Here is an 18,441-nt window from a genome sequence, read left to right as displayed (position 1 = left end):
AGTTCGGCCTTTGCCATATCGATTACGGCATCAGTATTAACCCTAGCCATGCCCGCTGCCCCCGCTTCCTCCACTACTTCCCCGGCCGCCGAGGTCCTGCCCATGTGGCACAACCACACCCGCCTCAAGACCCGCCAGCTCTTGCTGCTGCTGGCCGTGGCCGACGAAGGCAGCATCCACCGCGCGGCCGAGCGGCTGGCGATGACGCAGCCGGCCGCGTCCAAGCTGCTGCGCGAGCTGGAGGAACTGCTGTCGGTGCCGCTGTTCGAGCGCCTGCCGCGCGGCATGGCGCCGACCGACTACGGCCACGCGATGATCCGTCACGCGCGCGCGGTGGTGGGCAGCCTGAACCAGGCGCGTGAAGAAGTGCTGGCGCTGAAGGCCGGGCGGCTCGGCCATGTGGCGATCGGCGCGATCACCTCGCCCGGGGTGCGGCTACTGCCCGCGGCGATCGCGCAGGTCAAGGCGCGCTATCCGGGGCTGCGGGTCTCGGTCGACATCGACAACAGCAATGTGCTGCTCGACCGCCTGGGGCAGGAAAAGCTGGACATGGTGGTGGCGCGCCTGTTTCCCGAGCACGACAAGGGCCGGCTGCGCTACGAGCCGATGGCGCAGGAGCCCGTGTGCGCGGTGGTGCGGCCTGGCCATCCGATGCTGGCGGCGCGCGGCCTGTCACTGGCCGATGCCGCCGATGCCGCGTGGCTGATCCCGCCGGCCGGCACCGTGCTGCGCCACCGCTTCGAGCTGATGTTCCAGCGCGCCAGCCTGGCGCCGCCGGTCAATGTGGTCGAGACCGCCGCGCTGCTGTTCCTGACGCGCATGGTGACGCAGTCGGACATGATCGCGGTGCTGACCGCCGACGTGGCGCAGTACTACGCCGCGTTCGGCATGGTGGAGATCCTGCCGATGGCGATGCCCTGCCATATGGACGACTTCGGCCTGATCACGCCGACCGACCGGCTGATGTCGCCCGGCGCGCTGCTGGTCGCCGAGGCGCTGCGCGAGGCCGCGCAGGCGATCTATGGCGGGCACGCGCCGGGGTGAAATGGCGCGTGCCTGCTGCCGGCGTCAGCCGAGGATGTCGAACTGGTCGAAATACGCTTGGTTCAGTTCCAGCCCCAGCCCCGGCAGGTTGTCGTCGAGCTGCAGGTAGCCGTTGTCCGGTGCCGGGTCGCCCTTGAAGATGTAGTAGAACAGCTCGTTGCCGACCTCGACGTCGTGCACCGGGAAGTACTCGGCCATCGGCGACGCGGTCGAGGCCATGGTCAGGTGGTAGTTGTGCATCTGGCCGGCGTGCGGGATCACCGGCACCGACCAGGCCTCGGCCATGGCGTTGATCTTCTGCGCCGCGGTGATGCCGCCCACGCGGTTGGTGTCGTACTGGATCACGTCGACCGCGCGGCGCTCCAGCAGGTCCTTGAAGCCGTACGAGGTGAACTCGTGCTCGCCGCCGGAGATCGGGAACGGGCTGGCCTTCTTCAGTTCGACATAGCCTTCGATATCGTCGGCGATCACGGGCTCTTCGAGCCAGCGCGGGTTGAACTCGGCCAGGCGTGGCAGCATGCGGCGCGCGTATTCGAGGGTCCAGCCCATGTAGCACTCCAGCATGATGTCGACGCCGTCGCCGACCAGCTCGCGCAGCAGCCGCACCTGCTCGAGGTTCTTCTGCATGCCGGCGGGGCCGTCCTTGGGGCCGTAGCCGAAGCGCATCTTCATCGCGGTAAAGCCCTGGTCGAGGTAGCGCTGCGCTTCGGCCAGGAAGGCATCGCGGTCGTCGTTGTTATAGAGCTTGGAGGCATAGCACCAGATCTTTTCCTTGGTGCGCCCGCCCAGCAGCTTGAACACCGGCTTGCCGACGGCCTTGCCCATCAGGTCCCACAGCGCGATATCCACCGCCGAGATCGCCGCCATGCCGATGCCCTTGCGGCCCCAGGCGTGGGTGCGGCGATACATCTTCTGCCACAGGTATTCGTTGTCGAACGGGTCCTGGCCGAGCACCACCGGCGCCAGGTACTGGTCGACGATCTGCTTGGCCACGCGCGGCGCCAGCGCGCAGTTGCCGATGCCGACCAGGCCGGTATCGGTCTCGATCTCGACCACCATCCAGCCGTGGAAGCGGAACGAGCCCATGGCGTCGCCGCGCTCGTACAGGATGTCGGTGGCGTTGGTGCAGAAATGCGCCTGCGGCGGCACGGTCTTGCCCTTCCATTCGAAAACGCGGGCGCGGACGTTGGTGATCTTCATATTCAGCTCCTGATGGCAATGCGTGGGCGCGAACGCGCCCCGGCCGCGCCGGGGGCGGTCATGCTGGATTCCGTTAGGGATGGAGGGGCGGCTACGCTTGCGTGGCGGCGCGCCGTTGCGCACCCATGCGGCAGGCGATCTGGAACGCCTGCAGCGTGGCGCCGGGATCGGCGCGGCCCTGCTGCGTGATGTCGAACGCGGTGCCGTGTGCAGGCGTGGTGATCGGCACCGGCAGCCCGCCCTGCACCGTCACGCCGCGCGAGAAGCCCATCAGCTTGATGCCGATCTGGCCCTGGTCGTGGTACATGGTGACGATGGCGTCGAACTGCCGCTGTGACGGACCGCCCTGCACCTTCAGGAAGATGGTGTCGGCCGGGAACGGGCCCTGCGCATCGACGCCGCGCTCGCACGCCGCCGCGACGGCCGGTGCAATCACGTCGATCTCTTCGCGGCCGAAGGCGCCGTTGTCGCCGTTGTGCGGGTTCAGGCCGCATACCGCGATGCGCGGGCTGGCCATGCCGGCGCGGCGCAGCGCCTGGTCGATCAGGTCGATCGCACCGCCCACGCGCGCCGGCGTGATCATGGCCGGCACGTCCTTGAGCGCGACGTGCGAAGTCACGCGCGAGGTCCACAGTCCGTCCAGCACGTTGAACTCGCAGAAATCGCCGTGGTAGCCGAGCTGCTCGGCGAACCAGTGCAGCTCGTCGCTATGCGCCATGCCGGCGGCGTGCAACGAACTCTTGTTGAGCGGCCCGAACAGGATCGCATCGGCCTGTCCGGCCTGCGCCAGATCCAGCGCCAGCTTCAGCGTGCCCAGGCTGTAGCGCCCGCCTTCGGCGCTGGCGACGCCGCGCGCATAGGCCGGGCTGTCGGGCAGCTGCCAGTGGTACAGGCGCGGCTGGCCGTCGGCGGCGAAGGCGGGCACATCGGTCTCGGCCAGCGCCAGCTCGACCCCGGCGAGCTGCATGCCGTGGCGCCATTCGGCGCGGTCGGCGATCAGCAGGATCTCGGCCTGCGCGGCGGTGCCGGCATCGGCCAGCAGCCGGGCGATCAGTTCGGGACCGATGCCGGCGGGGTCGCCCAGCACCATGGCGATTCTTGGACGGGAATGCATGAGGCTTCCGTAGAGGTTATTGGTCGAGCTTGACGCCCAGTTCGGCAATCAGCTTGCCGTAGCGCGCATATTCGGCACGCGAGAACGCATCGAATTGCGCGGCGCTCAGCGCGCCTGGCACCGCGCCCACGTCGGCCAGCCGGCGCGCGGTGTCGGGGTCCTTGAGCACCGTCGCCAGCGCGCCGCCCAGCTTCTGCAGTGTCGCGGGCGGCGTGCCGGCCGGGGCATAGACCCCGTACCACGCACTCATCTGGATGCCCGGCACGCCGGCTTCGGCCAGCGTGGGCACGTTGGGCAGCAGCGCCGAGCGCTGGTCGGCGGTCACCGCCAGCGCGCGCAGCTTGCCGGCCTTGATATGGCCGATGACCGACGGCATGGTCTCGAAGCTCATATCCACCTGCCCGCCCATCAGGTCGACCAGCGCGCTGCTGCTGCTCTTGTACGGCACATGCAGCAGCTTGCCCTTGATCTGGCGCGCAAAGGCCGCGCCGGCCAGGTGCTGGGTGCTGCCGACCCCCGACGAGCTGTAGCGGAACTTGTCCGGACTGGCCTGGATCTGCGCCACCAGCGCCTTGACGTCGCGCGCCGTCACCTGGCTGTTGACCACCAGCACATTGGGCACGGTCGACACCAGCGCCACCGGCGCCAGGTCCTTGAGCGGGTCGAACTGCAGCTTTAGCAGGTGCGGTGCGATCGCCTGCGAGGTGACCACGCCCATCAGCAGCGTATTGCCGTCCGCCGGCGCCTTGGCGGTAATGTCCGCGGCAATGGTGTTGGATGCGCCGGGGCGGTTGTCCACCACCACCGGCTGCTTCAGCTGCGCGGCAAGCTTGTCGGAGACGATACGCGCCATCACGTCGGTGCCGCCGCCCGGGGCGGCGCCCACCATCAGCCGCACCGGGCGCGTGTCCTGGGCCCATGCCGCACCTGCTGTCGCGGCCACCGCGGCCACCGTGGCGAGGCCGGCGAGTGTGCCGGCGATCCATGTCTTCATTGCTGTCTCCGTCGTTTGCTGTCCGGCTCTGCGGCGCGGATGGCCAGACTATAGGAGCATCAGTGATTCGCCACTACTGATGTTTTTTGAACTGGCGATCACCTGGCGTTATACCTTGGTGCCGGCCCCGATGGACGTGGCCGGACCCGCTTTCAGGATAGCGACCAGCTGCCGCGCCGCCGCCGACAGGCCGCCCCCGCGCCGGGTGACGATGCCGAAGGTCTGCTGGCGCGACTGCAACCGCACCGGCAGGATGCGCAGCATCTTCTGGCGCTCGAACATGGCGGCGACGCCCGCCGGCAGCAGCGATACCAGCCGGGGATCACCCTGCAGCATCGCCACCGTGACGAACGCCGACGAGGTCGACACCGCATTGGCCGGAAAGCTCATGCCAGCCAGGTCCAGTTCGCGCTGCAGCAGCGCATGCATCGGCATATGGCCGGCATACGTGATCCAGCGATATCCCGCGAGGTCGGCAAATCCCATTGCAGCCGCGCGCGGCGCCGGATGCGAACGGCCCACCACCACCGCCACCTGCTCGTCGCCAAGCGGGTGGTAGTGGTAACGCGCCGGCTCGTCGCTGACCAGCGAGCGGCCGATCGCCAGGTCCAGGTGGCCGTCATCGAGCAGTTCCAGCAAGCGGCGGCTGGTGTCCTCGATCACTTCCAGCGCCAGGTCGGGGTGCGCCTGGCGCAACTGCGCCAGCGCCGGCACCAGCACGTCGGGCACTGCACCCATGATGGTGCCCACGGCGACGCGCCCGCCGCTGCCGGCGCGGATGCCGGCGACCTCGTCGCACATCGCGCCCAGGTCCGCCACCAGCTGGCGCGCGTGCCGGATCACGCAATGGCCGAAGGCGTTGGGCCGCATGCCGCGCCGCGAGCGCTCGAACAACGGTGCCTCAAGCATGCTTTCCAGTTCCTGCAGCGACTTGCTGGCCGCGGACTGGGTCATCGCCATGGCCGCGGCCGCCTGGTGCAGCGAGGCGTGTTCGTCCAGCGCGATCAGCAGTTGCAGCTGCTTGACGCGCAAGCGGCCCATGACGGTCTCAAGGGTGGATTTCATGACAGGCGGGTGAGTCGTAAAAGCGATCACCAGATGGAAAGGTTTCAATATACAGCCCGCCGGACGGCTCGTATATTGGCCCGACCCTTTGATCGACAGCCCGGAGACAGACCATGACCCGCAGCCCAACCCCCACCGTCTACCGCGGCGTATTCCCGGTGGCACCCACCATCTTCGACGCACAAGGCGGTCTCGACCTGGACGGCCAGCGCCGCTGCATCGACTTCATGATCGATGCCGGCTCGCACGGCCTGTGCATCCTGGCCAATTTCTCCGAGCAGTTCGTGCTCAGCGACGACGAGCGCAACGTGCTGATGAAGACCGTGCTGGAACACGTCGACGGCCGCGTGCCGGTGATCGTCACCACCACGCATTTCAGCTCGCGCCTGTGCGCCGAGCGCAGCCGCGCGGCGCAGGACGCGGGCGCAGCCATGGTGATGGTGATGCCGCCCTACCACGGCGCCACCATCCGCATGCCCGAGCGCAGCATCTATGAGTTCTTCGCCACGGTCTCGGACGCGATCGACATCCCCATCATGATCCAGGACGCGCCGGTCAGCGGCACTACGCTGAGCGCGCCGTTCCTCGCGCGCATGGCGCGCGAGATCGGCAATGTGTCGTACTTCAAGATCGAGGTGCCGCAGGCCGCGGCCAAGCTGCGCGAGCTGATCGAGCTGGGCGGCGACGCCATCGTCGGCCCGTGGGACGGCGAAGAGGCCATCACGCTGATGGCCGACCTGGAAGCGGGCGCCACCGGCGCCATGACCGGCGCGGGCTTTCCCGACGGCATCCGCCAGATCCTCGATGCCTGGCAGGCCGGCGACGCGGAACTGGCCGCGCAGCGCTACCAGCAATGGCTGCCGCTGATCAACTACGAAAACCGCCAGGGCTGGCTGGCCACCAGCAAGGTGCTGATGCAGGAAGGCGGCGTGATCGCGTCGGACGCGGTACGCCACCCGCTGCAGCCGATGCACCCGGCCACGCGCGAAGGGCTGCTGCGGATCGCGCGGCGGCTGGATCCGCTGGTGTTGCGGTGGGGGCGGTGAGGATTTCGGCCATGCCAGCGCCTGGCATCGAGAGGCGCCGGCCCTCTCCCCCCCCTCTCCCGCAAGCGGGAGAGGGGAGCAACCCGCCAGCACGCGAGACCACCACTGTCCTTAAAACACCCGGCTGTGTACTCCCTCTCCCGCTTGCGGGAGAGGGTTGGGGAGAGGGCCGGAGCCGCCACGAAGTCACGGCGCACGCCAGCCCCCTCCCCGTTCTGAACGCACGCCTGCCAACGTCCTCCCAAATCCCATCATGACCCTCACCGGCAACCTTCTGATCGGCCGCCAATCACTACGCGGCACCCACGGCACCCTCCACGCCATCGACGCCGCCACCGGCATCCAACTGGAGCCCGCCTTCGGCGGCGCCACGCCCGATCAGCTCGACCACGCCTGCGCCCTCGCCTGGCAGGCGTTCGACACCTACCGCGAGACCGCCCCCGAGCGCCGCGCCGATTTCCTTGAAGCCATCGCCGCCAACATCCTGGCGCTGGGCGATGCGCTGGTCGACCGCTGCGTCGCCGAATCCGGCCTGCCGCGCGCCCGCATCGAAGGCGAGCGCGGCCGCACCGTGGGCCAGCTGCGGCTGTTCGCGAACATGCTGCGCCAGGGCGATTTCCTGGAACTGCGCGTGGACCCGGCCCAGCCCGAACGCAAGCCGCTGCCGCGCCCGGACCTGCGCCTGCGCCATATCCCGCTGGGTCCGGTAGCGGTGTTCGGCGCCAGCAACTTTCCGCTGGCGTTCTCGGTCGCCGGCGGCGACACCGCATCGGCGCTGGCCGCCGGCTGCCCAGTCGTCGTCAAGGCGCATCCCGCGCACCCCGGCACGTCGGAGCTGGTCGGCCGCGCGATCCGCAAGGCCGTCGACGATCTGGACCTGCCCGAGGGCACCTTCTCGCTGCTGTTCGATACCGGGGTGGAGATCGGACAAGGGCTGGTGGCGGATCGTCGCATCAAGGCCGTCGGCTTCACCGGCTCGCGCACCGGCGGCATGGCGCTGATGGCGATCGCGGCCGCGCGCGCCGAACCGATCCCGGTCTATGCCGAGATGAGCAGCGTCAACCCGGTGCTGCTGTTCCCGCATGCGCTGGCGCGGCGCGCCGAAGCCATCGGCACCGCCTTCGCCGATTCGCTGACGCTGGGCGCCGGACAGTTCTGCACCAACCCCGGCCTCGTTCTGGCCGTGGAAGGGGACGACCTCGACCGCTTCCTGCAGGCCGCTTCGGCGCGGCTGGCCACGCTGCCCGCAGCGACGATGCTGACCCCCGGCATCCATCGCGCCTATTGCGCCGGCGTGGCGTCGCTCGCCGGGCACGCCCAGGTACAGACCGTCGCGCGCGGTCCGGCGGGATCGGCCACGCAGGGACAGGCCGCGTTGTTCGCCACCGACGCCGCGGCCTTCCTCGCCGACCCCGCGCTGCGCCACGAAGTCTTCGGCGCCGCCGCACTGGTGGTGCGCTGCCGCGACCTCGCCGAGGTGCGCGGCATCATCGATACGCTGGAAGGCCAGCTGACCGCCGCGCTGCATCTCGACGACGCCGACCACGATGCCGCCCGTCCGTTGCTGCCCGCGCTGGAACGGCTGGCGGGACGCATCCTGGTCAACGGCTTCGGCACCGGCGTGGAAGTCGGCCATGCGATGGTGCATGGCGGACCGTGGCCGGCGACTTCGGACGGCCGCAGCACCTCGGTCGGCAGCCTGGCGATTGCGCGCTTCATGCGCCCCGTCAGCTACCAGGACATGCCGGCCGGGCTGCTGCCCGCTTCGCTGCGCCCGGACAGCCCGCAGCGGCACCACTGGCGCGTCGACGGCAAACTGCCCGGCAGCGCCGACTAAACACCAGCGCGCTAGCGCGACCGCGCCCGCAACGCATCGATCAGCAGGCTCATCGATGCGGTCGGCGGGCGGCCGCGCCGCGTGACGATGCCATACGGCCCCAGCTTGCGCGGCAGCGGCAAGGGCAACACCGCCAGCGCCCCGAGCCGGCCGTAGTAGGCCGCCACCGACTCCGGCAACACCGCGATCAGCTCGCTGTCCGCCAGCAACGAGGTGGTCATCAGCACGGCCGCGGTCTCTATGGTCGACGGCGGCGCCGGTACGCCGGCATCCTCGAACGAGCGGTCGATCAGCGCGCGCATCGGGCTCGGGCGCGGCTGCATGATCCACGGGTAGCGGGTCAGCTCGGCGAACGACAGCTTGCGCCGCCGCGCCAGCGGATGCTGCGGCCCGACCACGATCGCCAGGCCCTCGTCGCCCAGCTGCTCGAACTCCAGCCCGCTGCTGTCCCAGCCATCCGGCACCCGGCCCAGCACGAGATCGAGCTGGTCGCGCTCAAGCTGCGGCATCAGCACGTCGCTGGTCTCGACATGCACCGCCACCTCCAGCCGCGGATGATCGCGGTTCAGTTGCCGGATCACGTCGGCAAGCAGCCCCGGTGTCGGCGCCATCACCGCGCCGACACGCACGCGCCCGATCTTGCCCGATTCGAGCGCCACCAGCTCGTCGCGCAAGCCACCCATATCCGCAAACACCAGCCGCGCATAGCGCGTCGCCGCCAGCCCGAAGCGCGTCGGCCGCAGCCCGCGCGCATGGCGCTCGAACAGCGGCACGCCGAGCAGGTCTTCCATGTCCTGCAGCATCTTGCTGACCGCGGGCTGGGTCAGCGTCAGCGCTTCCGCGGCCTGGCGCAGCGAGCCGCGCTCTTCCACGGCAAGCAGCAGGCGCAGGTGCTGCATCTTGAGGCGGCCGTGGAGGGTGCTGACGGGTGGGATCATGGGAAGGACGAAGGCGGGGATGCAAGGACAGGCTCGCGCCTGTGATCGCAAATTCTTATCGCTTTGCCCAGGATGGTCAACCTGCAGATATCGCTGGGCTACCGGTGGCTGGCCTCGCTGCCATGCCCGCCCTATAGTGAATGGCGATGCGGCCGATTTTCACGCCCTGCACTTCGGGGCCGCATCCGTTACATCCATGGGAGGCCAGCACCATGCATGGCGATGCCAACATCACCGAGGTGACCATCCCGGCCGCCGGCGTGATCCTGCAAGGCGTCCTCGCGCTGCCACCGGGCGCCGCGGCATTGGTACTGTTCGCGCACGGCACCGGCAGTTCGCGCCATAGCCCGCGCAATCGCTATGTGGCCGCCGAACTCAATCGCGGCGGCATGGGAACCCTGCTGATGGACCTGCTGCTGCCCGACGAAGACCAGGTGCAGGCGATCCGCTTCGACGTCGCGTTGCTGGCCGAGCGGCTTGCCCATGCCACCACCTGGGTCACGCAGCAGGCCGGCATGCCAGCTCGGCTGGGCTATTTCGGTGCCAGCATTGGTGCCGCCGCATCGATTCGCGCCGCGAGCCTGTCGCCAATCCCGATCGGCGCCATCGTCTCGCGCGGCGGCAGGGTCGACCTGGCAGGCGCCGACGCCCTTGCCAGCCTGCCGACCCCGACCATGCTGATCGTCGGCGGGCTCGATGTCAGCGTGCTGGAACGGAACGAGTCCGCCTTCGCCGCGCTGACATGTCCAAAGAAGCTGGTGATCGTGCCCGGCGCTTCCCATCTGTTCGAAGAGCCCGGCGCACTGCAGTCGGTGGCCCGCCTGGCGGCGCAATGGTTCGAGCGCTATCTGTGCAAGGCATCGCCCTGAGCACGGTGTGGGGACGCCTGCGCCCCGAGTGTCGCCAACTGGCAAGTCAATGTCCCTGCAAAGTAAGCAGGTTGACTTTCGCCACGTTGTCGCCTGTTCTCCATCTGCTATGACGCGTCGTCCGCGATGGATGGCTGCATGTCCTTCGCGACGATGGAATCATCCGGCCCGGTGCCGCTTTCCGCTTTCCCTTGCCTGCCCCGGACTTTCCCCTTTGTGACAAGGCGCGAGCGACGCCGCAGGTACAATGTGCCGGCCCGCGGCCTTGCCGGGCGGGCGCATCCACGCCAATTTCTCAAGGGACAGGTCACCACCCATGCGCGACACCAGCCGGGAATTCCTCCTCGGTCCGCTGCTCAAAGGCGTGTCGCGTTCGTTCTACCTGACGCTGCGCGTGCTGCCCGCACGCATGCGAGACCCGGTCGGGCTGGCCTACCTGCTTGCACGCGCCGCGGACACCATTGCGGATACCGCGCTGATCGCTCCGGAACGGCGGCTGGCATTGCTGTTGTCGCTGCGCGAGCAGGTCAACGGCGCGCATGCCGGGGCGGCATCGATTCCCGACTTCGCCGCGGAAGTGGCAAGCCGGCAGGAGCAGTCCGACGAACGCATCCTGCTCGAGTCGCTTGCACACGCGCTGGCGGTGCTGGCGCAACTGGAGCCGGCAGACCGCAGCGCGGTACGGCAGATCGTGTCGACGCTGACCGAAGGGATGGAATTCGACCTGCGCACGTTCCCCGATGAACGCGCGGGGCGCATCGTCGCGCTGCGCGAGGTGGAAGAGCTAGACCGCTACACCTACCTGGTCGCAGGCTGCGTGGGGGAGTTCTGGACCCGCATGGCTGCCGCCCACATGCCCGGCGCCATCGGCAATGTCGACGACATGCTGCGCCGCGGTGTCCGCTTCGGCAAGGCGCTGCAGATGACCAACGTGCTGCGCGATTGCGGCAAGGATTTGCGCATCGGGCGCTGCTACCTGCCCGAGACGATGCTGGAGCGGCACGGTCTGCAGCCGCAGGACCTGCTGCGCCCGGACGCCTCCACGCTAGCGCGCCCGCTGATGTTCGAGCTGGTGCGCTTCACGCTGAAGCACTTCGAACAGGCGCTGGCCTATACGCTGGCCATCCCGGCGCGCTTCGTCAGGCTGCGGCTGGCGTGCCTGTGGCCGGTGCTGATTGGCATGGAGACGCTGAAGCGCCTGGTGCGCAATGACGACTGGCTCGATCCCGCCAGGGCGTCGCGGCTGCCCCGCAGCGGGGTCTACCGGATCCTGGCGGGCTCGCTGCCGGCGGTGCTGTCGAACCGGCTGTTGCGGCTCTGGTTTGCTCGCCAGAAGCGCGATATCGCTGCCATCATCGGCTAAGGCGGCACGTGTTGTGCCGCCTGGATCAGACAACTCAGTCCGACTGGTATTTCGGCGAGCGCGGCCCGTACAGGATGCCGCCGGGCTGGCCCGCTGCCAGCAGCCGGTAGCTGGTGCTGCCCGCCACGGCGTAGCTGGCGTCCATCGAATGGTTCATCGCCTGCGTGATGGCCGCGCTGATCAGCATGCCGATCAGGCCGCCGCCGCTGCTGGAGCTGTCGGTGGCAGCCACCGCGGTGCCGGACCACAGCACGTCGCCGTTCTTCAGGTCGACCAGCTTGGCATTTGCCGCTACCCGGGTCACGCTGCTGAGGATCTGGTACTTCGATCCGTAGTCGGTCACGGTGACGTACAGCGCGGCATCGGCGCCAAAGATCTCGTGCAGCTTGGCCACCGGCACGGCATGGATCTCGTCCGGAATCGTCAGTCCGTTCTGCCGGAAGGTTTCATCGACCACGGCCACGGGCAGCACGTAGTAGCCCGATTCCGCCAGCGGGAAGGTGGCTTGCGACAGCATGGCGTAGGTGGCCTTGATGTCCGGCGACGTATTCTGCGGCGGCAATACCACGATCGAGCGCGGCCGGATGGCCTTGAAAGCGGCGTAATCCACCTGCTTGGTCGGCACGGCGCAGCCAGCGAACAGCATGACGATGGTCACGCCCGCGAGATAGGTGAGGAGTCGGCGCATCATTGGGGGCTCCCTGCGGTGCTGGCAGTACTGGCGGTGGCAGCGTCCTTGCCGGCGGCGGCACCGGTCTTGATCTCGGTGCGGGTGTCGCTCTTCATGTTCCTGAGCAGGAAATCCATATAAGGCGCCGATTCCGGAAACAGCGTCTTCTCGGTCTGGAATTCCTTGATCATCTGGTCGCCCTTGCCGATGTTCAGGTACAGCAAGCCAAGCTGGGCGTGATAGCCCGGTGGCACCGATCCGCTCTGCGCCTGGATCTTCTGCAGCCCGCCCTCTAGGGCCGTGATCTGCGCCTCCCTGGATTCGCCCTTGAAATACTCGTAGACCTGCGTCTGGTAGCCCTCCCACTGGTACATGGGCTTGGGCGCCGCGCAGCCGGCAAGCAGGATGCTGCCGGCGGCCGACAATAATGCTGCGCGATGCAGCATGACCGTGTTCATCATTGTTGTTCTCGTTGCGTTGGACTCAGCGACGCGACCGCGCGCTTACTGCTGGGCCGGCTTCCAGGCGCCCGTTTCGATGGCGCTGACCAGGTTGTTCACGGCCTCGCGCATGGCCAGGTCCATGACCTTGCCGTTGAGCGTCGAGTCGTAGCTGGCCGTGCCGCCAAAGCCGATCACCTCGCGGTTCGACAGCTTGTATTCGCCCGCGCCTTGCGTGGCATACACGACTTCCGAGGTGTTGATGTTGACGATGTTGAGATTGACCTTGGCATAGGCCACCTGCTCGCGGCCGCGGCCCAGGATGCCGAACAGCTGCACGTCGCCGACTTCCTTGCGGCCGAACTCGGTGATATCGCCGGTCACCACATAGTCAGCGCCCTTGAGGCGTTGTGCCTGGTTCTTGATCGCCGCCTCGCGCTTGATCTCGGCCAGGTTCTCGCGCTCCAGCACATTGAAGCGGTTGGTCTGCTGCAGATGGGTCACCAGGCTGGTCTTGGCCTGCCCGCTCAGGCGGTCGATGCCGTCCGAGAACACGCCGCGCATGTAGTTGGAGCGGTTGTCGAACTTGCCGACGGCGATCGGCGTGCGCACGCCGTTATATGGCCGGCTGGCGCTTTCCACCTTCTGCACCGGCAAGGCGGTCGAGGTCTCGGTGGCGCAGCCTGCCAGCAGCAGCGCGGCAGCGGCCGCGCCGAGCAGGCAGCACGATTTCATGGTCTTCACTTGGTTTCTCCCTGTTGTGATTGAGCGGATGCCATGGTCCGGGCGCGCCATGGCGGCCCGCGGCGCGCCATGCTACACCGTGTCCTGCGAAGGAAAGTCAATCTGGGTCAACAGGCTGGCGCGGCGGATACACGGATCGCAGTCCTGTGTTACGGCAGGAATTGGCAGATCCTTAGCGGCGGCAGGCGAAAAAAAACCGGCCCAGGGGCCGGTTCGATGCTGCGGACAGCAAAGGCTGGCGGAGACTCAATCCACCGTCGCCCCCGAAGCCTTCACCACCTTCGCCCACTTCGCCGTTTCCGACTTCATGAACGCGGCCAGCTGGGCCGGCTTTTCCGGGTTGGGCTCGGCGCCCTGGTCGGCCATCTGCTTCTTCACGTCCGGCATGGCCAGGATCTTGACCATTTCGGCGTTGAGGCGGTCGACGATGGCCTGCGGCGTGCCGCCGGTGGCGTACAGCGCGAACCACGAGGTGGCTTCATAGCCGGGCACGCCCGATTCGGCCACGGTCGGCACGTTGGGCAGCGCCGGCGAGCGCTTGGCCGAGGTCACCGCCAGCGCGCGCAGCTTGCCTGCCTTCACGTGCGGGTACGACGACGGCATGTTGTCGAACATCAGGCCGATCTGGTTGCCCAGAAGGTCGTTGACGGCCGGGGCGCTGCCCTTGTACGGGATGTGCTGGATATGCAGGCCGGTCATCGAGTTGAACAGTTCGCCCGACAGGTGCATCGACGAGCCGCTGCCCGACGAGCCGTACGACAGCTTGTCCGGGTTGGCCTTGACGTAGGCGATCAGTTCCTTGATGTTGTTGACCGGTACCTTGGGATTGGCCACCACCAGGTTCGGCACCATCGCCACGCGGCTGATCGGCGCGAAGTCCTTGACCGGGTCGTACGGCAGCTTGGAGTACAGCGACTGGTTGATGGCGTGGGTGCCGATGGTGCCCATGAACAGCGTGTAGCCGTCGCCTGGGGCCTTGGCGGCCAACGAGGCGCCGATGTTGCCGCCCGCGCCCGGACGGTTGTCGATCACCACCGGCTGGCCGAGCGCCTTGCCCAGCTGCAGGCCGACGATGCGGGCCAGGATGTCGGTGGTGCCGCCGGCCGAGAACGGCACGATCAGCGTGATCGGCTTGGTCGGATAGCCGCCCTGCGCATGGGCCGCGCCGGCGAAGCCGGCGAGGGTGGTGGCCAGTGCCACGCCGGCGGCAAGCAGGCGGCGGCGCGTGGTGGAGGTCTGGGAATCTTGTCTCATCGGTAAAGCTCCGGTGCTATGTCGTTCCGGCGGTGATCGGGTACCGCGGGAGGTTGTGCTGAATGGCGTGATTGCCGTTCCCGAACGGAGCGCGCACACGCGCGCTTCCGGTGGGCGGCCCGCTTATGGGCCGCCATGCGTGACGCTTGGTTAACGTCTCTTCTTGTTGAATGCTTGAATCGCGCAGGCCGGCCGGTCTTTACACCGGCGCAACGCCCAGCGTGGTGCCGCCGCACACGTACAGCACCTGGCCGGTGACGAAGCCGTTGTCGGGCGACAGGAAGAACAGCGCGGCACGTGCCACGTCCTCGGGCGTGCCCATGCGCTTGACGGTGATGCTGGCGAGGATGCGTTTGGTCTGTTCGGCGCCTTCCGGATTGCTCTTGCGGAACAGCTCGGTGGCGATCGGGCCCGGCGCCACGGCGTTGACGGTCACGCCGTCGCCGCCCAGTTCCATCGCCAGCGTGCGGGTCATGCCGATCAGGCCGGCCTTGGTGGCGGAATACACCACGCGTTCTGCCTTGCCCAGCGCCGCGCGCGACGCCATGTTGACGATGCGGCCGAAGCCCGCGGCGCGCATCGCCGGCAGGCACGCCTGCGTCAGCAGCAGGGTGGCCTGCAGGTGCAGCCCCGTTACGTAGTCCAGGTCAGCGACGGTGGCGGTGTCGGCGGTGCCGGGGCGCGTGGCGCCGGCGTTGTTGACCAGGCGCGTGACGGCGAAGCGCGACGTCACCTGCGCGGCCACGGCGCGGGTGGCCTCGGCATCGGTCAGGTCGGCCTGGAAGAAGCTCAGGTTGGGGTGCGACCACGCCGGCTCGGCGTAGTCGACATTGACCACCTGGGTCACGCCATCGGCCAGCAGCATTTCACAGATGGCGCGGCCGATGCCGGAACTGCCGCCGGTAACGAGGGTGGCTACGGGGAGGGACATCTTTGGGACTCACTCAATAAAAACTACCGCTGTCCTGCTCCCCTCTCCCGCTTGCGGGAGAGGGTTGGGGAGAGGGCGGGAGCCGCCACGGAGTGCAGGCTTGTCGTGCTTGACCTGCGCCTGCCCTCTCCCCCGGCCCCTCTCCCGCAAGCGGGAGAGGGGAGACAACACTCAGCAATTCACAACCGCCGCGCTTAGACGCGCTCGATCACCATCGCAATACCCTGCCCCACGCCGATGCACATCGTGCACAGCGCGAAGCGGCCGCCGGTGCGATGCAGCTGGTACATCGCGGTGGTGACCAGGCGCGCGCCGCTCATGCCGAGCGGGTGGCCCAGCGCGATCGCGCCGCCGTTGGGATTGACGCGCTTGTCGTCGTCGGCGATGCCCAGTTCGCGCAGCACGGCGAGGCCTTGCGCGGCGAAGGCTTCGTTCAGCTCGATCACGTCGATCTGGTCCAGCGTCATGCCCAGTTGCTTCAGCAGCTTCTGCGTTGCCGGTGCCGGGCCGATGCCCATCACGCGCGGCGCCACGCCGGCGGTGGCCATGCCGACGATGCGCGCGCGCGGGGTCAGGCCGTGTTGCTTGATGCCGGCTTCGCTCGCCAGCAGCAGCGCGCAGGCGCCGTCGTTCACGCCCGAGGCATTGCCGGCGGTGACGGTGCCGTCAGCACGGACCACGCCGCGCAGCTTGGCCAGCGCTTCCATGCTGGTGGCGCGCGGATGTTCGTCGCGCTCGACCACGATGGCATCGCCCTTCTTCTGCGGAATCGTGACCGCGGTGATTTCCTGTGCGAGCGTGCCGTCGGCCTGCGCGCGCGAGGCCTTTTCCTGGCTGCGCAGCGCCATCAGGTCCTGGTCTTCGCGGCTGATCTTGTAGTCGGTGGCGACGTTCTCGGCGGTCTCGGGCATCGAGTCCACGCCGTAGGCCGCGCGCATGGCCGGGTTGATGAAGCGCCAGCCGATGGTGGTGTCGAAGATCTGCGCATCGCGCGAGAACGCGCTGGTGGCCTTGCCCATCACGAACGGGGCGCGGCTCATGCTTTCCACGCCGCCGGCGATCATCAGGTGGGCCTCGCCGGCCTTGATCGCGCGCGCGGCGGTGCCGGTGGCGTCCATGCCGGAGCCGCACAGGCGGTTGATGGTGGCGCCCGGCACGTCCTGCGGCAGGCCCGCCAGCAGCGACGACATGCGCGCCACGTTGCGGTTGTCCTCGCCGGCCTGGTTGGCGTTGCCGTAGATCACGTCGTCGATGGCCTTCCAGTCGACGTTGGCGTTGCGGGCCATCAGCGCCTTCAGCGGCACCGCGCCGAGGTCGTCCGCGCGCACCGCGGACAGGCTGCCGCCGTAGCGGCCGATGGGGGTGCGGATGGCGTCGCAGATAAAGGCTTCGGTCATGGTGCGTCTCTCTCTCGTTGTGATGGATGTCGATGCCGGCGCTCAGGCCTGCTTCAGGGGCACGCCGGTCAGGCGCTGCAGTTCGTCAAAGCTCAGGCCCTCGACCAGGTCGCGCGCGACCAGGCCGTCGGCGGTGACGTCGAGCGTGGCCAGGTCAGTGTAGATGCGCGTCACGCAGCCAATGCCGGTCAGCGGATAGGTGCACTTCGGCACGATCTTGCTTTCGCCCTGCTTGGTCAGGTGCTCCATCATCACGAACACCTGCTTGGCGCCGATCGCCAGGTCCATCGCGCCGCCCACGGCGGGGATGGCGCCCGGTGCGCCGGTGTGCCAGTTGGCCAGGTCGCCCTGCTGCGACACCTGGAACGCGCCCAGCACGCAGAAGTCGAGATGGCCGCCGCGCATCATCGCGAACGAATCAGCGTGGTGGAAGTACGAGCCGCCCGGCTTGATCGTCACCGGCTGCTTGCCGGCGTTGATCAGGTCGCCGTCCTCTTCACCGGCGGCGGGCGCGGGGCCCATGCCGAGCAGGCCGTTCTCGCTGTGCAGCAGGATTTCCTTGTCGGCCGGCAGATGGTTGCCGACCAGGGTGGGCAGGCCGATGCCGAGGTTGACCACGGCACCGTCGGGAATGTCTTTGGCCACGCGGGCGGCCATCTGATCGCGGGTCAGGCGTTGCATGCTGTTTCTCCTGTATTCGCGCTCAGGCGACCTTGACGACACGCTTGACGAACAGGCCCGGCGTGACGATGTGCTCGGGATCCATCTCGCCCAGCTCGACCACGCGACTGACCTGCACGATCGCGCATTTGGCGGCCATCGCCATGATCGGGCCGAAGTTGCGCGCGGTCTTGCGGTAGGTCAGGTTGCCCCAGCGGTCGGCGGTATCGGCCTTGATCAGTGCGAAGTCGGCGTGGATCGGGGTTTCGAACACATAGCCCTGGCCGTCGATGATGCGGGTTTCCTTGCCTTCGGCCAGCGGCGTACCATAGGCGGTGCGGGTGAAGAAGCCGCCGATGCCGGCGCCGGCGGCGCGGATGCGCTCGGCCAGGTTGCCCTGCGGCACCAGCTCCAGCTCGATCTCGCCGGCGTGGTAGAGCGAATCGAACACGTAGGAATCCGCCTGGCGCGGGAACGAGCAGATGATCTTGCGCACGCGCTTGGTCTTCAGCAGCGCGGCCAGCCCGGTGTCGCCATTGCCGGCATTGTTGTTGACGATGGTAAGGTCGCGCGCGCCCTGCGCGATCAGCGCGTCGATCAGTTCCGCGGGCATGCCTGCCAGGCCGAAGCCGCCGGTCAGGATGGTGGCGCCGTCGTGGATGCCGGCAACTGCCGCTTCCACCGAGTCGTATAGCTTGTTGATCACTTGCGTTCCAGGTCGGAAGATCCGCCAGGCTTACCGGAGCGGGCCGCAAGCCGCGGCGCATGAAAGACGGTCTCCGGTAGTCCTGCCGGAAGGATGTCCGTTGCGGCGGGCGGCGTGGCCTGCCCGGTGAACGAGTCCAGCAGTCTGCGCGTGCTCTGCATTGGCCGCA

At 68.2% G+C, this 18,441-nt stretch carries 18 protein-coding genes; 5 read left to right on the top strand and 13 right to left on the bottom strand.

What is annotated here, in order from left to right; genetic code table 11:
• The first annotated feature begins 102 nt into the window (after positions 1–102).
• Positions 103–1,044, top strand: a complete 942-nt coding sequence (locus tag C7416_RS25785) for a LysR substrate-binding domain-containing protein (protein WP_111521511.1) — start codon at positions 103–105, stop codon at positions 1,042–1,044.
• Positions 1,045–1,068: 24 nt separating this feature from the next.
• On the opposite strand, the gene C7416_RS25780 is transcribed toward C7416_RS25785, so the two are convergent.
• From C7416_RS25780 to C7416_RS25765, 4 genes are all read right to left on the bottom strand, one after another.
• Positions 1,069–2,244 carry an L-rhamnonate dehydratase gene (locus tag C7416_RS25780; RefSeq protein WP_062802308.1) on the bottom strand — a complete coding sequence of 392 codons (1,176 nt, stop codon included), beginning with the start codon at positions 2,242–2,244 and terminating at the stop codon, positions 1,069–1,071.
• Positions 2,245–2,335: 91 nt separating this feature from the next.
• The gene (locus C7416_RS25775) at positions 2,336–3,358 is read right to left on the bottom strand and encodes a 4-hydroxythreonine-4-phosphate dehydrogenase PdxA (protein ID WP_111521510.1); all 1,023 of its coding nucleotides are present in this window, start codon (positions 3,356–3,358) and stop codon (positions 2,336–2,338) included.
• Positions 3,359–3,374: 16 nt separating this feature from the next.
• Positions 3,375–4,352, bottom strand: coding sequence for a Bug family tripartite tricarboxylate transporter substrate binding protein (locus tag C7416_RS25770; protein WP_111521509.1), 978 nt, complete (start codon positions 4,350–4,352; stop codon positions 3,375–3,377).
• 108 nt (positions 4,353–4,460) lie between these two features.
• Entirely contained in the window at positions 4,461–5,417 is a 957-nt protein-coding gene (locus C7416_RS25765) for a LysR substrate-binding domain-containing protein (protein ID WP_111521508.1), read from the bottom strand.
• Between the two features lie 113 nt (positions 5,418–5,530).
• Here C7416_RS25765 and C7416_RS25760 point away from each other — a divergent pair, with 113 nt between their 5' ends.
• Positions 5,531–6,463: a dihydrodipicolinate synthase family protein gene (locus tag C7416_RS25760; protein ID WP_111521507.1), complete on the top strand. Its 933-nt coding sequence runs from the start codon at positions 5,531–5,533 to the stop codon at positions 6,461–6,463.
• A gap of 253 nt (positions 6,464–6,716) precedes the next feature.
• Positions 6,717–8,300 (top strand): aldehyde dehydrogenase (NADP(+)), encoded by a 1,584-nt coding sequence (locus tag C7416_RS25755; protein WP_111521506.1) that lies wholly within the window; start codon positions 6,717–6,719, stop codon positions 8,298–8,300.
• Positions 8,301–8,311: 11 nt separating this feature from the next.
• On the opposite strand, the gene C7416_RS25750 is transcribed toward C7416_RS25755, so the two are convergent.
• On the bottom strand, positions 8,312–9,238 hold the full coding sequence (locus C7416_RS25750; RefSeq protein WP_062802302.1) for a LysR family transcriptional regulator: 927 nt from the start codon (positions 9,236–9,238) through the stop codon (positions 8,312–8,314).
• Positions 9,239–9,450: 212 nt separating this feature from the next.
• Between C7416_RS25750 and C7416_RS25745 the strand changes: the two genes are divergently transcribed.
• A complete protein-coding gene (locus tag C7416_RS25745) occupies positions 9,451–10,107 on the top strand; it encodes a dienelactone hydrolase family protein (protein WP_111521505.1) in 657 nt (218 codons plus the stop codon).
• A gap of 316 nt (positions 10,108–10,423) precedes the next feature.
• Positions 10,424–11,470, top strand: coding sequence for a phytoene/squalene synthase family protein (locus C7416_RS25740; protein WP_111521504.1), 1,047 nt, complete (start codon positions 10,424–10,426; stop codon positions 11,468–11,470).
• Between the two features lie 34 nt (positions 11,471–11,504).
• Here the strand turns inward: C7416_RS25740 and C7416_RS25735 are convergent, their stop codons facing one another.
• The 8 genes from C7416_RS25735 to C7416_RS25700 all read right to left on the bottom strand — a co-directional run bounded on the left by C7416_RS25735 (position 11,505) and on the right by C7416_RS25700 (position 18,272).
• Complete coding sequence (locus tag C7416_RS25735) at positions 11,505–12,161, bottom strand: DUF799 domain-containing protein (protein WP_111521503.1); 657 nt, start codon at positions 12,159–12,161, stop codon at positions 11,505–11,507.
• On the bottom strand, positions 12,158–12,601 hold the full coding sequence (locus tag C7416_RS25730) for a DUF4810 domain-containing protein (RefSeq protein ID WP_111521502.1): 444 nt from the start codon (positions 12,599–12,601) through the stop codon (positions 12,158–12,160). Before C7416_RS25730 ends, C7416_RS25735 begins: the two co-directional genes overlap by 4 nt.
• 42 nt (positions 12,602–12,643) lie before the next feature.
• Positions 12,644–13,315, bottom strand: coding sequence for a CsgG/HfaB family protein (locus tag C7416_RS25725; RefSeq protein WP_111521546.1), 672 nt, complete (start codon positions 13,313–13,315; stop codon positions 12,644–12,646).
• Between the two features lie 255 nt (positions 13,316–13,570).
• Complete coding sequence (locus C7416_RS25720) at positions 13,571–14,578, bottom strand: Bug family tripartite tricarboxylate transporter substrate binding protein (RefSeq protein WP_111521501.1); 1,008 nt, start codon at positions 14,576–14,578, stop codon at positions 13,571–13,573.
• 199 nt (positions 14,579–14,777) lie between these two features.
• Positions 14,778–15,509, bottom strand: a complete 732-nt coding sequence (locus C7416_RS25715; protein WP_062802297.1) for an SDR family NAD(P)-dependent oxidoreductase — start codon at positions 15,507–15,509, stop codon at positions 14,778–14,780.
• A gap of 194 nt (positions 15,510–15,703) precedes the next feature.
• Positions 15,704–16,906, bottom strand: coding sequence for a 3-oxoadipyl-CoA thiolase (gene pcaF, locus C7416_RS25710; RefSeq protein WP_111521500.1), 1,203 nt, complete (start codon positions 16,904–16,906; stop codon positions 15,704–15,706).
• A 42-nt stretch (positions 16,907–16,948) separates the two neighbouring features.
• Positions 16,949–17,587 carry a 3-oxoacid CoA-transferase subunit B gene (locus tag C7416_RS25705; protein ID WP_111521499.1) on the bottom strand — a complete coding sequence of 213 codons (639 nt, stop codon included), beginning with the start codon at positions 17,585–17,587 and terminating at the stop codon, positions 16,949–16,951.
• Between the two features lie 22 nt (positions 17,588–17,609).
• A complete protein-coding gene (locus C7416_RS25700; protein ID WP_092316195.1) occupies positions 17,610–18,272 on the bottom strand; it encodes a 3-oxoacid CoA-transferase subunit A in 663 nt (220 codons plus the stop codon).
• Positions 18,273–18,441: the final 169 nt, after the last annotated feature.

Source organism: Cupriavidus phytorum, assembly GCF_003254285.1.
GTDB classification, from domain to species: Bacteria; Pseudomonadota; Gammaproteobacteria; order Burkholderiales; family Burkholderiaceae; genus Cupriavidus; species Cupriavidus phytorum.
Note: the sequence above shows the minus strand (reverse complement) of the source record. Positions and strands in the feature narration are given on the sequence as shown.

Coding starts and splice junctions, on each gene's coding strand:
- C7416_RS25785 (WP_111521511.1), top strand. CDS start 103: ATGTGGCACAACCACACCCGCCTCAAGACCCGCCAGCTCTTGCTGCTG.
- C7416_RS25780 (WP_062802308.1), bottom strand. CDS start 2,244: ATGAAGATCACCAACGTCCGCGCCCGCGTTTTCGAATGGAAGGGCAAG.
- C7416_RS25775 (WP_111521510.1), bottom strand. CDS start 3,358: ATGCATTCCCGTCCAAGAATCGCCATGGTGCTGGGCGACCCCGCCGGC.
- C7416_RS25770 (WP_111521509.1), bottom strand. CDS start 4,352: ATGAAGACATGGATCGCCGGCACACTCGCCGGCCTCGCCACGGTGGCC.
- C7416_RS25765 (WP_111521508.1), bottom strand. CDS start 5,417: ATGAAATCCACCCTTGAGACCGTCATGGGCCGCTTGCGCGTCAAGCAG.
- C7416_RS25760 (WP_111521507.1), top strand. CDS start 5,531: ATGACCCGCAGCCCAACCCCCACCGTCTACCGCGGCGTATTCCCGGTG.
- C7416_RS25755 (WP_111521506.1), top strand. CDS start 6,717: ATGACCCTCACCGGCAACCTTCTGATCGGCCGCCAATCACTACGCGGC.
- C7416_RS25750 (WP_062802302.1), bottom strand. CDS start 9,238: ATGATCCCACCCGTCAGCACCCTCCACGGCCGCCTCAAGATGCAGCAC.
- C7416_RS25745 (WP_111521505.1), top strand. CDS start 9,451: ATGCATGGCGATGCCAACATCACCGAGGTGACCATCCCGGCCGCCGGC.
- C7416_RS25740 (WP_111521504.1), top strand. CDS start 10,424: ATGCGCGACACCAGCCGGGAATTCCTCCTCGGTCCGCTGCTCAAAGGC.
- C7416_RS25735 (WP_111521503.1), bottom strand. CDS start 12,161: ATGATGCGCCGACTCCTCACCTATCTCGCGGGCGTGACCATCGTCATG.
- C7416_RS25730 (WP_111521502.1), bottom strand. CDS start 12,601: ATGATGAACACGGTCATGCTGCATCGCGCAGCATTATTGTCGGCCGCC.
- C7416_RS25725 (WP_111521546.1), bottom strand. CDS start 13,315: ATGAAATCGTGCTGCCTGCTCGGCGCGGCCGCTGCCGCGCTGCTGCTG.
- C7416_RS25720 (WP_111521501.1), bottom strand. CDS start 14,578: ATGAGACAAGATTCCCAGACCTCCACCACGCGCCGCCGCCTGCTTGCC.
- C7416_RS25715 (WP_062802297.1), bottom strand. CDS start 15,509: ATGTCCCTCCCCGTAGCCACCCTCGTTACCGGCGGCAGTTCCGGCATC.
- pcaF (WP_111521500.1), bottom strand. CDS start 16,906: ATGACCGAAGCCTTTATCTGCGACGCCATCCGCACCCCCATCGGCCGC.
- C7416_RS25705 (WP_111521499.1), bottom strand. CDS start 17,587: ATGCAACGCCTGACCCGCGATCAGATGGCCGCCCGCGTGGCCAAAGAC.